We start from the raw sequence: 12509 nt of genomic DNA on the forward strand, positions 1-12509 counted from the left end.
CGCCGCCCGCGCGGCGCTTCGCAGCACAAGGCTGCTCCTACATCTGTTTCAGGCCAGTCACGCCTGTGCCAACGCACGCGACCGCCTTGTTTGTCCGTCACAATATCGAGGTGAACGCCAAGGGGCCGCGCGCCTTGGCCTCAGGAATAATTGGCCCGAAACAGATGTAGGAGCAGCCTTGTGCTGCGAAGCGCCGCGCGGGCGGCGCTCGATCTCACAGGCGGCAAAAATGCCATGTCATGCTCAACGGGCCCGGCACAACGCCAAACAGTTATCCAGCATCCGGTTGCTGAACCCCCACTCGTTGTCATACCAGGCCAGCACCTTGAGCATGCGCCCGTTGGCCCGGGTATGGTTGGCATCGAAGATCGACGACAGCGGGTTGTGGTTGAAATCGCAGGAAACCAGCGGCAAGGCGTTGTAGCCCAATACCCTGGAATGCTTGCTGGCCTCGAGGAACAGCTGGTTGACCTGCTCGGCCGTGGCCTCGCGCTTGAGGTTGACGGTGAGGTCCACCAACGACACGTTGATCACCGGCACCCGTACCGCCATGCCGGTCAGTTTGCCGGCCAGCTCCGGCAGCACCAGGCCCACGGCCTCGGCGGCGCCGGTCTTGCTCGGGATCATCGACTGGGTCGCGGAGCGCGCACGGTAGGGGTCGCTGTGGTACACATCGGTCAGCACCTGGTCGTTGGTGTAGGCGTGGATGGTGGTCATCAGGCCTTGCTCGATGCCGAACTCGCGGTGCAGCACCTGGGCAATCGGCGCCAGGCAGTTGGTGGTGCAGGAGGCGTTGGAAATGATCTGGTGCGAGGCCCGCAGGATGTCGTGGTTGACCCCGTACACCACGGTGGCATCGGCGCCTTTGGCCGGTGCCGAGACAATTACCTTGCCAGCGCCCGCGGCCAGGTGTGCGGCGGCCTTGGCGCGCTCGGTGAACAGCCCGGTGCATTCGAACACCACGTCGATCGCTTCGGCCTTCCAGGGCAGTTCGGCCGGGTTGCGGATGGCGCTGACCGCGATACGGTCACCATTGACCGTCAGGCTCTCGTGGTCGGCCTCGACGCTGGCATCGAAGGTGCCGTGCACGCTGTCGTACTTGAGCAGGTGGGCATTCATGGCGCTGTCGCCCAGGTCGTTGATGGCGACGACCTGCAGGTCCTGGCGGTAGCCTTGGGTATACAGTGCGCGCAGGACGTTGCGCCCGATGCGGCCGAATCCATTGATGGCGATGCGTAGGGTCATGGCAGTACCTCTGGCAGTCCGAGTGAAACCTGTGGCAAAAAGGAGCTTCACTGAAACGGTTTTGTTGTTGGAATTACAAGATTATTCACTCGACGATAGAAAACAAGCCTTTTTAGTGGCAGTATTTTGTTTAAACATACAACGAGTGGTTGGGCGACGTTCCTCCAGTGATGCAGCAGGCTCCTTTACCTTGAGCCTAGGCCGCAATCGTTTGGAGGGGAAATGCCCGGCAAACCGCCCTTACAATTAGCCTGGAGTCCAGTACATGCATCCGCGCATCCTTGAGGTCACCCAGCGGCTGGTCGAACGTAGCCGTGCCACCCGCGAACGCTACCTGCAGCTGATTCGCGGCGCGGCCAGTGATGGCCCCATGCGTGCCAGCCTGCAGTGCGCCAACTTCGCCCACGGCGTGGCCGGTTGCGGCAGCGACGACAAGCAGACCCTGCGCCTGATGAACGCGGCCAACGTGGCCATCGTCTCGGCCTACAACGACATGCTTTCGGCGCACCAGCCGTACCAGCACTTCCCCGAGCAGATCAAGCAGGCCCTGCGCGAGGTCGGCTCGGTCGGCCAGTTCGCCGGTGGCGTGCCGGCCATGTGCGACGGCGTGACTCAGGGTGAGCCGGGCATGGAACTGGCCATCGCCAGCCGCGAAGTGATCGCCATGTCTACCGCCGTGGCCCTGTCGCACAACATGTTCGATGCTGCGCTGATGCTGGGCATCTGCGACAAGATCGTCCCTGGTTTGATGATGGGCGCACTGCGCTTTGGTCACCTGCCGACCATCTTCGTCCCGGGCGGGCCTATGGTCTCCGGCATTTCCAACAAGCAGAAGGCCGACGTGCGCCAACGCTACGCCGAGGGCAAGGCCAGCCGCGAAGAGCTGCTGGAGTCGGAGATGAAGTCCTACCACAGCCCGGGCACCTGCACCTTCTACGGCACTGCCAACACCAACCAGCTGGTGATGGAAGTGATGGGCCTGCACCTGCCGGGCGCCTCGTTCGTCAACCCGTACACACCGCTGCGCGACGCACTCACCGCCGAGGCCGCGCAGCAGGTCACGCGCATGACCAAGGCCAGCGGCAGCTTCATGCCGCTGGGTGAAATCGTCGACGAAAAGGCGCTGGTCAACTCCATCGTCGCCCTGCACGCCACCGGCGGCTCGACCAACCACACCCTGCACATCCCGGCGATTGCCCAGGCTGCGGGTATCCAGTTGACCTGGCAGGACATGGCCGACCTGTCCGAGGTGGTGCCGACCCTGTCCCACGTCTACCCCAACGGCAAGGCTGACATCAACCACTTCCAGGCCGCGGGCGGCATGGCCTTCCTGATCCGCGAGCTGCTCGATGCCGGGCTGCTGCACGAAGACGTCAACACCGTGGCCGGCCATGGCCTGCGCCGCTACACCCAGGAGCCGTTCCTCGACAACGGCAAGCTGGTGTGGCGCGAAGGGCCGCAGCACAGCCTGGACGAAAGCATCCTGCGCCCGGTTGCTCGGCCGTTCTCGGCCGAAGGCGGCCTGCGGGTGATGGAGGGCAACCTTGGCCGCGGCGTGATGAAGGTGTCCGCTGTCGCCCCCGAGCACCAGGTGGTCGAGGCCCCGGCGCGGGTGTTTCACGACCAGCAGTCGCTGGCTGATGCGTTCAAGGCCGGTGAGCTGGAGCGTGATTTCGTTGCCGTGGTGCGCTTTCAGGGCCCGCGCTGCAACGGCATGCCCGAATTGCACAAGCTCACGCCGTTCCTCGGCGTGCTGCAGGACCGTGGCTACAAGGTGGCGTTGGTCACCGACGGGCGCATGTCCGGTGCCTCGGGCAAGATCCCGGCGGCCATTCATGTTTGCCCCGAGGCTTATGACGGCGGCCCGCTGGCACGGGTGCGCGACGGTGATAGGGTGCGGGTCGATGGTGTCGAAGGCACGCTGCGGGTAATGGTGTCGGCCGAAGAACTGGCCAGCCGCGACTTGCCGCCGGCGCCCCAGGGCAACGACCTGGGCTGTGGGCGCGAGCTGTTCGGCTTCATGCGCATGGCGTTCAGCCCGGCAGAGCAGGGCGCCAGTGCGTTCACCTCGGCCCTGGAGAACCTTAAATGAAGGACCTGCTGGTTGGCGACATCGGCGGCACCAATGCCCGTTTTGCGTTGTGGCGTGACAACCAGCTACATGCAGTGAAGGTCTTCGCTACCGCGGACTACACCTGCCCGGAGCAGGCCATCGAGGCTTATCTCGAGGGGCTGGGCATTGCTCGCGGTGGCCTGACTGCGGCCTGCCTTGCAGTAGCCGGGCCGGTCAATGGCGATGAGTTCCGCTTCACCAACAACCATTGGCGCCTGAGCCGTCTCGCGTTCTGCCAGCGGCTGCAGATCGAGCAACTGCTGCTGATCAATGATTTCACCGCCATGGCACTGGGCATGACCCGCCTTCGCCCCGGCGAGTTCCGCGAAGTGTGCCCGGGCCAGGCGGACCTGTCGCGGCCGGCCCTGGTCATCGGCCCGGGCACCGGGCTGGGCGTGGGCGCGCTGTTGCGCCTGGGCGAACAGCACTGGCAGGCCTTGCCGGGGGAGGGCGGGCACGTTGACCTGCCAGTGGGCAATGCCCGCGAAGCGGCGATTTACCAACAGATTCATGACCAGATCGGCCATGTCAGCGCCGAGACCGTGCTCAGTGGCGGTGGCCTGCTGCGTCTGTACCAGGCAATCTGTGCGCTGGACGGCGACACACCCCGACACAAGACCCCGGCGCAGATCACCGATGCCGCGCTGGGCGGCGAGCCAAGGGCGCTGGCGGTGATCGAGCAGTTCTGCCGGTTCCTCGGCCGAGTCGCGGGTAACAATGTTCTGACGCTGGGTGCACGGGGCGGGGTCTATATTGTCGGCGGCGTGATCCCGCGCTTTGCCGAACTGTTCGTGCGCAGCGGGTTTGCCGCCAGTTTTTCCGACAAGGGTTGCATGAGCGGCTATTTCGCTGGCGTGCCCGTTTGGCTGGTGACCGCGGAGTTTTCCGGGTTGCTGGGGGCCGGGGTGGCCTTGCAGCAGGCGCTGGATCACTGACTGGGGCTGCTTTGCAGCCCTTCGCGGGCAAGCCCGCGAAGGGCCGCAAAGCGGCCCCAATAAAAACAGGCAACAAAGACCTGTAACTAACAAAAGGAAGGACCACCTTGAGCACTGCCGGCAAATCGATCCTGATGGTCGACGACGACCAGGAAATCCGCGAACTGCTGCAAACCTACCTGAGCCGCTCCGGCTTCCAGGTGCATGCCGAAGCCGACGGCAAGGGCTTTCGCCGCGCCCTGGAAACCACCCCCTGCGACCTGGTCATCCTCGATGTCATGCTGCCCGACGAAGACGGCTTCAGCCTGTGCCGCTGGGTACGCCAGCACCCGCGCCAGGCACGGGTACCGATCATCATGCTCACCGCCAGCTCCGACGAAACCGACCGGGTCATCGGCCTGGAGCTGGGCGCCGACGACTACCTGGGCAAGCCGTTCAGCCCCCGCGAACTGCAGGCGCGGATCAAGGCCCTGCTGCGCCGCGCCGAGTTCGGCCAGGCGGCGCCGGGCAGTGCGGTGCTGGCCTTCGACGACTGGCGCCTGGACACGGTCAGCCACCGCCTGTTCCATCGCGACGGTGAGGAGGTGATTCTCTCCGGCGCCGACTTCGCCCTGCTCAAGCTGTTCCTCGACCACCCACAGCAGATCCTCGACCGCGACACCATCGGCAACGCCACCCGTGGCCGCGAGCCGATGCCGCTGGACCGCATTGTCGACATGGCGGTCAGCCGCCTGCGCCAGCGCCTGCGCGATACTGACAAACCACCCCGGCTGATCCGCACCGTACGCGGCAGCGGCTACCTGTTGGCTGCCCATGTCTGCAGTGCACCCTGAACGGCGCTGGCGCCTGCTGCCGCGCTCGCTACTGGGGCGCATGCTGCTGCTGACCCTGCTGGTAGTGCTGCTGGCCCAGGGTTTGTCGAGCATCATCTGGGTTGCCCAGTTACGCGCCAGCCAGTTGCAGGGCCTGCGTGCCAGCGCCAGCAGCCTGGCCCATTCGATGAGCGCCAGCGTCAGCTACTTCCGCTCGCTGCCGGTGGCCTACCGGCCGATGGTCCTCGACCAGCTGCGCAGCATGGGCGGCACGCGCTTCTTCGTGTCGCTCAATGCCAAGCCGCTGGACATGCCGGTACTGCCCGTTACCCCGCGCAAGCAGGCGGTGATCGATGTGTTCCGGCAAGTGCTGCATGAGCGCCTGGGTTCGCAGATGGAAATTTCCGTGGCGTTCGTCGCGCCAGACGACCTGCGCATCTTCAACAGTGGCCTCAAGCTCGACGAGCTGCCACGTTCCTGGGCCCATTACTCGCTGACCCTGGAGCCGCTCAACCCGCCGGTGCTGGTAACGCAGATCCGTCTGGGCGAGGGCGAGTGGCTGTACATTGCCTCGCTGCTGCCCGAGCCCTACACCAGCCTGGAAGCCGAGCGCCTGCCGCGCCAGCAGATAGGCTTCATCGTGCTGACCACGGCCTTGCTGCTGTTGTTCATCGGCTTGCTGGTGCACTGGCAGAGCTGGCCGCTCAAGCGCCTGGCGCGGGCTGCGCGGGAGATGTCGCTGGGCGCCGATGTGGCGCCAGTGGCCGAAGGCGGTGGCAGTGAAGTGGTCGAGGTGGGGCGCGCGTTCAACAGCATGCGCGAGCGCATCAGCCGCTACCTGACCGAGCGCAGCCAGCTGTTCAGTGCCATCTCCCACGACCTGCGCACGCCGATCACTCGCTTGCGCCTGCGTGTCGAACTGCTGGAGGACGAGCGGCTGCAGGCCAAGTTCAGCCAGGACCTGGACGAGCTGGAGCTGCTGGTCAAAGGTGCGTTGCAGTGCGTGAAGGACACCGACATCCACGAGAACATCGAGCCGGTCGACCTCAACCAGGTGCTGGAAATCCTGGCCGAGCCTTACCTGGGCGATGGCCGCATCACGCTCGAAGGCCGGGCGCTGGCGCCTTACCCGGGCAAGCCGCTGGCGTTGCGGCGCTGCATCGGCAACTTGATCGACAACGCCATCAAGTACGGCGAGCGGGCGCGGCTGCGCATCATCGACACTGCCGAGGGGTTCGTCCTGCAGGTGGATGACCAGGGGCCGGGGGTGCCGCAGCAGCAGCTGGAGCAGGTATTCGAGCCGCACTTCCGCCTGGCCGGGCAGCAGCAGGGTTATGGGCTGGGGTTGGGGATTGCGCGCAACATTGCCCATAGCCATGGGGGAGAGGTGAGCTTGCTGAACCTGCGTGAGGGCGGGTTGCGGGTGACCTTGTATCTGCCGCGGGGCATGGACTGAAGGGTTGTGTTGCCTGTGCCGGCCTCTTCGCAGCACAAGGCTGCTCCTACAAGGACCACACAAATCTCAATGCTTGCGCTGTACCTGTGGGAGCGGGCTTGCCCGCGAAGAGGCCGGTACAGGTAAGCGAAATGTCACTGCCCGGTGACAAACCCGCTGTCCTTCGTGACAGCCCGGCAAACCCCGCTGACTAGAATGCGCAGACGACTGGCAAGGATCAAGCTGGCCCATGAACACCTCCAACCTGCCTTCCACCCGCTGGTTCGACGCCCCGGCCCACACCGCCTGGCGCATGGCCGAAGGGCAGCGCCTGCTGACCTTCGCCAAGGCCGCGAAACTGCCCGTCGGTTTTGGCAATCTGGATGCCAAGGGGCAGGTTGCCCCTGGTGCCCGCGCCGAAACCCTGAACACCGCCCGCATGACCCACTGCTTCGCCCTGGCTCACCTGCAGGGCGTGCCCGGTTACCTGGCCTATGCCGAACACGGTGTGGCCGCCTTGCGCGGGGCGCTGCAGGATGCCACCTACGGCGGCTGGTTCGCTCACCCCGGTGGCCATGACGACAGTGGCAAGGCGGCTTACCTGCACGCCTTCGTCGCCCTGGCTGCCAGTTCGGCGGTAATGGCCGGTGCTGGGGATGCAACAGCCCTGCTGGCAGACGCGGTGCAGGTACTTGAAGCGCATTTCTGGAGTGAAGAGGAGGGTGCCCTGCGGGAAGCCTTCTCCCGCACCTGGCAGTTGCCCGAGCCGTACCGTGGCGCCAACAGCAACATGCATGCGGTCGAGGCTTTCCTGGCCCTGGCGGATGTCACTGGCGACAGCCTGTGGCTGCAACGCGGCTTGCGTATCGCCGAACGCATCATCCACACCCATGCCGCCGCCAACGGCTACCGGGTCATCGAGCATTTCGACGCCCTCTGGCAGCCACTGCCGCACTACAACCAGGCGCACCCGGCCGACCACTTCCGGCCTTATGGCACCACGCCCGGGCATGCCCTGGAGTGGGCGCGGTTGCTGCTGCACCTGGAGGCCAGCCTGGAACGGGCCGAGCTGCAAGCACCCGGCTGGCTGCCAGGTAGCGCCCGCGCGTTGTTCGACGCTGCCTGCCAGCTGGCCTGGAACGTCGATGGCGCGCCAGGTTTCGTCTACACCCTGGACTGGGCCGATCGCCCGGTGGTGCGCGCACGCCTGCACTGGGTGCATGCCGAAGCCTGCGCCGCCGCCGCAGCCCTGTTGCAGCGCACGGGCGAGGCGCACTACGAGCAGTGGTACCGTCGTTGCTGGGACTTCATCGCCAACCATTTCATTGACCACGGCGCTGGCAGCTGGCACCACGAACTCGATGCGCACAACCAGCCGGCCGCGACCATCTGGCCAGGCAAACCCGACCTCTATCATGCCTACCAGGCGCTGCTGCTGCCGGGCTTGCCACTGGCACCCAGCCTGGCCAGCGGCCTGGCCGGTAATGTAACCAAACGATGACATTCGCGCGTCGCTTCGTTACCTGGCGAGGCGGACACGCTGTTTAGACTTCATGCAATGCAAGCGAAGACTTGCCCGGCATAACAACAAGAAAGGTGCCCCAATGAATCCCACGCTCCGCCTCGCTGCCGCCATCTCCCTGGCTTCCTTACTTCCGTTCAGTGCTCTGGCTGCCGACTCCAAAGGCAGTGTCGAGGTGGTGCACTGGTGGACTTCCGGGGGTGAAAAAGCGGCGGTTGATGTACTCAAGACCCAGGTCGAAAACGATGGCTTCACCTGGAAGGACGGCGCCGTCGCCGGTGGTGGTGGTGCCACGGCCATGACCGTGCTCAAGAGCCGCGCCGTGGCCGGCAACCCGCCGGGTGTCGCGCAGATCAAGGGCCCGGACATCCAGGACTGGGCGGCCACCGGGCTGCTCGACGCCGATGTGCTCAAGGGTGTGGCCAAGGAAGAAAAGTGGGACTCACTGCTCGACAAGAAAGTCGCCGATACCGTCAAGTACGACGGTGACTATGTCGCCGTGCCGGTGAACATCCACCGCATCAACTGGCTATGGATCAACCCCGACGTCTTCAAGAAGGCCGGCATCGACAAGGCACCCGCCACCCTCGACGAATTCTACGCCACCGCCGACAAGCTCAAGGCCGCCGGCTTCATCCCGCTCGCCCATGGTGGCCAACCGTGGCAGGACAGCACCGTGTTCGAAAACGTGGTGCTGGCAGTGATGGGTGCCGACGGCTACAAGAAGGCCCTGGTCGACCTCGACAGCGCGGCCCTGACCGGCCCGCAGATGGTCAAGGCGCTGACCGAACTGAAAAAGGTCGCCACCTACATGGACCCGGATGGCAAAGGCCAGGACTGGAACCTGGAAGCGGCCAAGGTGATCAACGGCAAGGCCGGCATGCAGATCATGGGCGACTGGGCCAAGAGCGAATGGACCCTGGCGAAGAAAACCGCCGGCAAGGACTACCAGTGCGTGCCATTCCCCGGCACCGACAAGGCGTTCCTGTACAACATCGACTCACTGGTGGTGTTCAAGCAGAACGACGCCGGCACGTCCGCCGGCCAGCAGGACATTGCGCGCAAGGTGCTGGGCGAGGACTTCCAGAAGGTCTTCAGCAGCAACAAGGGCTCGATCCCGGTGCGCAACGACATGCTCGCCGACATGGGCAAGCATGGCTTCGATGCCTGCGCGCAGACCTCCGCCAAGGACTTCCTGGCCGATGCCAGGACCGGCGGCCTGCAGCCAAGCATGGCGCACAACATGGCCACCACGCTGGCCGTGCAGGGCGCATTCTTCGATGTGGTGACCAACTACATCAACGACCCCAAGGCCGACCCGGCCGATGCGGCGAAGAAGCTGGCGGCGGCGATCAAGGCTGCCCAGTAAAGCTGGCAACCATCCTGTAGGAGCAGCCTTGTGCTGCGAAAGGGCCGGCATGGCTTGAGGCGTTGCTGTGCCTGCAATGGCCTCTTCGCAGCACAAGGCTGCTCCTACAAGAGTGCATGCCATTCCTGAAACGGGGATCTGAACCATGACCACAGCTACCGCCCAACTGCGGGCCTCACCCCTGGACGCGCTACAGCGCTGGCTGCCCAAGCTGGTGCTGGCGCCGAGCATGTTCATCGTCCTGGTGGGTTTCTACGGCTACATCCTCTGGACCTTCGTCCTGTCCTTCACCACCTCGACCTTCCTGCCCACCTACAAGTGGGCCGGCCTGGCGCAGTACGTCCGGCTGTTCGACAACGACCGCTGGTGGGTGGCAAGCAAGAACCTGCTGCTGTTCGGCGGCCTGTTCATCGCCATCAGCCTGGCCATCGGCGTAGTGCTGGCGGTCTTGCTGGACCAGCGCATCCGGCGCGAAGGTTTCATCCGCACCATCTACCTGTACCCCATGGCGCTGTCGATGATCGTCACCGGCACCGCCTGGAAGTGGCTGCTCAACCCCGGCATGGGCCTGGACAAGCTGCTGCGCGACTGGGGCTGGGAGGGCTTTCGCCTGGACTGGCTGATCGATCCCGACCGGGTGGTGTATTGCCTGGTGATTGCCGCCGTGTGGCAAGCCTCCGGCTTCATCATGGCGATGTTCCTCGCCGGCCTGCGTGGTGTCGACCCGTCGATCATCCGCGCCGCGCAGATCGACGGCGCCAGCCTGCCGCGCATCTACTGGCGCGTGGTACTGCCCAGCCTGCGCCCGGTGTTCTTCAGCTCGCTGATGATCCTCGCGCACATTGCCATCAAGAGCTTCGATCTGGTGGCGGCAATGACTGCCGGCGGCCCAGGCTACTCGTCCGACCTGCCGGCGATGTTCATGTATTCGTTCACCTTCAGCCGCGGCCAGATGGGCATGGGCTCGGCCAGCGCCATCCTCATGCTCGGGGCGATCCTGGCGATCCTCGTGCCTTACCTGTACTCGGAGCTGCGGAGCAAACGCCATGCATAGCCCTGTCGACAAACCGGCGCTGAGCCCGAGCCGCATTGCCATCCACGCGGTGCTGTTGCTGGCAGTGCTGTTGTACCTGGTGCCGCTGGTGGTGATGCTGCTGACCAGCTTCAAGACCCCGGACGACATCAGCACCGGCAACCTGCTGAGCTGGCCGGTGGTCATTACCGGCATCGGCTGGGTCAAGGCCTGGGGCACGGTCAGCGGTTACTTCTGGAACTCGATCATGATCACCGTGCCGGCAGTGCTGATCTCCACCGCTATCGGCGCGCTGAACGGCTATGTGCTGTCGATGTGGCGCTTCCGTGGCTCGCAGCTGTTCTTCGGCCTGCTGCTGTTCGGCTGCTTCCTGCCGTTCCAGACCGTGCTGCTGCCGGCCTCGTTCACCCTCGGCAAGCTCGGCCTGGCCAGCACCACGACCGGCCTGGTGCTGGTGCACGTGGTCTACGGCCTGGCCTTCACCACGCTGTTCTTCCGCAACTTCTACGTGAGCATCCCCGATGCCCTGGTCAAGGCTGCGCGCCTGGACGGTGCCGGGTTCTTCACCATCTTCCGCCGCATCATCCTGCCGATGTCCACGCCGATCATCATGGTCTGCCTGATCTGGCAGTTCACCCAGATCTGGAACGACTTCCTGTTCGGCGTGGTGTTCTCCAGCGGCGATTCGCAACCGATTACCGTGGCCCTGAACAACCTGGTCAACACCAGCACCGGGGCCAAGGAATACAACGTCGACATGGCGGCGGCGATGATCGCTGGCCTGCCAACCCTGCTGGTCTACGTGGTGGCAGGCAAATATTTTGTCCGCGGGCTGACTGCTGGCGCGGTAAAGGGGTAAGTCATGGCAACGCTCGAACTTCGTAACGTGAACAAGACCTACGGCAGCGGCTTGCCGGACACCCTCAAGGACATCCAGTTGTCGATCAGGGATGGCGAGTTCCTGATCCTGGTCGGCCCGTCGGGCTGCGGCAAGTCGACCTTGATGAACTGCATCGCCGGGCTGGAGCAGATCAGCGGCGGCGCGATTCTCATCGACCAGCAGGACGTCAGCGGCATGAGCCCCAAGGACCGCGACATCGCCATGGTGTTCCAGTCCTACGCGCTGTACCCGACCATGAGCGTGCGCGAGAACATCGAGTTCGGCCTGAAGATCCGCAAGCTGCCCCAGGCCGCCATCGACGAGGAGGTGGCGCGGGTGGCCAAGCTGTTGCAGATCGAGCACCTGCTGGCGCGCAAGCCGGCGCAGCTGTCCGGTGGCCAGCAGCAGCGCGTGGCCATGGGCCGGGCGCTGGCGCGGCGGCCGAAGATCTACCTGTTCGATGAACCGCTGTCCAACCTCGATGCCAAGCTGCGCGTCGAGATGCGTACCGAAATGAAACTGATGCACCAGCGCCTGAAGACCACCACCGTGTACGTCACCCATGACCAGATCGAGGCCATGACCCTGGGCGACAAGGTGGCGGTGATGAAGGACGGCATCATCCAGCAGTTCGGCACCCCGCAGCAGATCTACAACGATCCGGCCAACCAGTTCGTCGCCAGCTTCATCGGCTCGCCGCCGATGAACTTCATCCCGGTGCGCCTCACGCAACAGGACGGGCGCCTGCTGGCCGTGCTCGACAGCGGTCAGGCGCGTTGCGAGCTGCCCTTGGGGGTGGCCGCTGACGAACTGGATGGCCGCGAGATCATCCTTGGCATCCGCCCCGAGCAGATTGCCCTTGGGGCCGCGGAGGGCAATGGCCTGCCGGGCATTCGCGCCGAGGTGCAGGTGACCGAGCCCACCGGGCCAGACCTGCTGGTGTTCGTCACCCTCAACCAGACCAAGGTCTGCTGCCGCCTGGCGCCAGATGTGGCGTGTCGGGTCGGCGACAGCCTGAACCTGCAATTCGACCCGGCCCGGGTGCTGCTGTTCGATGCCGCCAGCGGCGAGCGCTTGCACCTGGCCACCACTGCCGCAGCCATGAAGGACAACGTGGCGCATTTCAAAGGCCGATAACTCGTCTACACCATCAATAAGAAAAAGA

General features: G+C 64.8%; 10 protein-coding genes. 9 read left to right on the forward strand and 1 reads right to left on the reverse strand.

Going from position 1 to position 12509, the window contains the following annotated elements; genetic code table 11:
• Positions 1–243: 243 nt before the first annotated feature.
• On the reverse strand, positions 244–1245 hold the full coding sequence (gene gap, locus A4C63_RS02775; protein WP_063911405.1) for a type I glyceraldehyde-3-phosphate dehydrogenase: 1002 nt from the start codon (positions 1243–1245) through the stop codon (positions 244–246).
• A 265-nt stretch (positions 1246–1510) separates the two neighbouring features.
• On the opposite strand from gap, the gene edd reads away from it, so the two are divergent.
• The 9 genes from edd to A4C63_RS02820 all read left to right on the forward strand — a co-directional run bounded on the left by edd (position 1511) and on the right by A4C63_RS02820 (position 12481).
• On the forward strand, positions 1511–3337 hold the full coding sequence (edd, locus tag A4C63_RS02780; protein WP_063911406.1) for a phosphogluconate dehydratase: 1827 nt from the start codon (positions 1511–1513) through the stop codon (positions 3335–3337).
• Positions 3334–4293 carry a glucokinase gene (locus A4C63_RS02785; protein WP_063911407.1) on the forward strand — a complete coding sequence of 320 codons (960 nt, stop codon included), beginning with the start codon at positions 3334–3336 and terminating at the stop codon, positions 4291–4293. Before edd ends, A4C63_RS02785 begins: the two co-directional genes overlap by 4 nt.
• Before the next feature lie 107 nt (positions 4294–4400).
• Entirely contained in the window at positions 4401–5126 is a 726-nt protein-coding gene (gltR, locus tag A4C63_RS02790; protein WP_054573359.1) for a two-component system response regulator GltR, read from the forward strand.
• On the forward strand, positions 5107–6561 hold the full coding sequence (locus A4C63_RS02795) for an ATP-binding protein (RefSeq protein ID WP_063911408.1): 1455 nt from the start codon (positions 5107–5109) through the stop codon (positions 6559–6561). The genes gltR and A4C63_RS02795 overlap by 20 nt, the downstream gene beginning before the upstream one ends.
• A 229-nt stretch (positions 6562–6790) precedes the next feature.
• Positions 6791–8041 (forward strand): AGE family epimerase/isomerase, encoded by a 1251-nt coding sequence (locus A4C63_RS02800; protein ID WP_063911409.1) that lies wholly within the window; start codon positions 6791–6793, stop codon positions 8039–8041.
• Between the two features lie 103 nt (positions 8042–8144).
• The gene (locus A4C63_RS02805; RefSeq protein WP_063911410.1) at positions 8145–9431 is read left to right on the forward strand and encodes an ABC transporter substrate-binding protein; all 1287 of its coding nucleotides are present in this window, start codon (positions 8145–8147) and stop codon (positions 9429–9431) included.
• A gap of 145 nt (positions 9432–9576) precedes the next feature.
• The gene (locus A4C63_RS02810; RefSeq protein ID WP_063911411.1) at positions 9577–10485 is read left to right on the forward strand and encodes a carbohydrate ABC transporter permease; all 909 of its coding nucleotides are present in this window, start codon (positions 9577–9579) and stop codon (positions 10483–10485) included.
• Complete coding sequence (locus A4C63_RS02815; RefSeq protein WP_063911412.1) at positions 10478–11323, forward strand: carbohydrate ABC transporter permease; 846 nt, start codon at positions 10478–10480, stop codon at positions 11321–11323. The genes A4C63_RS02810 and A4C63_RS02815 overlap by 8 nt, the downstream gene beginning before the upstream one ends.
• 3 nt (positions 11324–11326) lie before the next feature.
• Entirely contained in the window at positions 11327–12481 is a 1155-nt protein-coding gene (locus tag A4C63_RS02820) for an ABC transporter ATP-binding protein (RefSeq protein ID WP_063911413.1), read from the forward strand.
• The last annotated feature ends 28 nt before the right edge of the window (positions 12482–12509 follow it).

The sequence above is a fragment of the Pseudomonas sp. p21 genome, from assembly GCF_001642705.1.
In the GTDB taxonomy this organism is placed as follows: Bacteria; Pseudomonadota; Gammaproteobacteria; order Pseudomonadales; family Pseudomonadaceae; genus Aquipseudomonas.

Excerpts from the sequence above, each read along its gene's own strand:
- gap (WP_063911405.1), bottom strand. The coding sequence starts at position 1,245 with ATGACCCTACGCATCGCCATCAATGGATTCGGCCGCATCGGGCGCAAC.
- edd (WP_063911406.1), top strand. The coding sequence starts at position 1,511 with ATGCATCCGCGCATCCTTGAGGTCACCCAGCGGCTGGTCGAACGTAGC.
- A4C63_RS02785 (WP_063911407.1), top strand. The coding sequence starts at position 3,334 with ATGAAGGACCTGCTGGTTGGCGACATCGGCGGCACCAATGCCCGTTTT.
- A4C63_RS02795 (WP_063911408.1), top strand. The coding sequence starts at position 5,107 with ATGTCTGCAGTGCACCCTGAACGGCGCTGGCGCCTGCTGCCGCGCTCG.
- A4C63_RS02800 (WP_063911409.1), top strand. The coding sequence starts at position 6,791 with ATGAACACCTCCAACCTGCCTTCCACCCGCTGGTTCGACGCCCCGGCC.
- A4C63_RS02805 (WP_063911410.1), top strand. The coding sequence starts at position 8,145 with ATGAATCCCACGCTCCGCCTCGCTGCCGCCATCTCCCTGGCTTCCTTA.
- A4C63_RS02810 (WP_063911411.1), top strand. The coding sequence starts at position 9,577 with ATGACCACAGCTACCGCCCAACTGCGGGCCTCACCCCTGGACGCGCTA.
- A4C63_RS02815 (WP_063911412.1), top strand. The coding sequence starts at position 10,478 with ATGCATAGCCCTGTCGACAAACCGGCGCTGAGCCCGAGCCGCATTGCC.
- A4C63_RS02820 (WP_063911413.1), top strand. The coding sequence starts at position 11,327 with ATGGCAACGCTCGAACTTCGTAACGTGAACAAGACCTACGGCAGCGGC.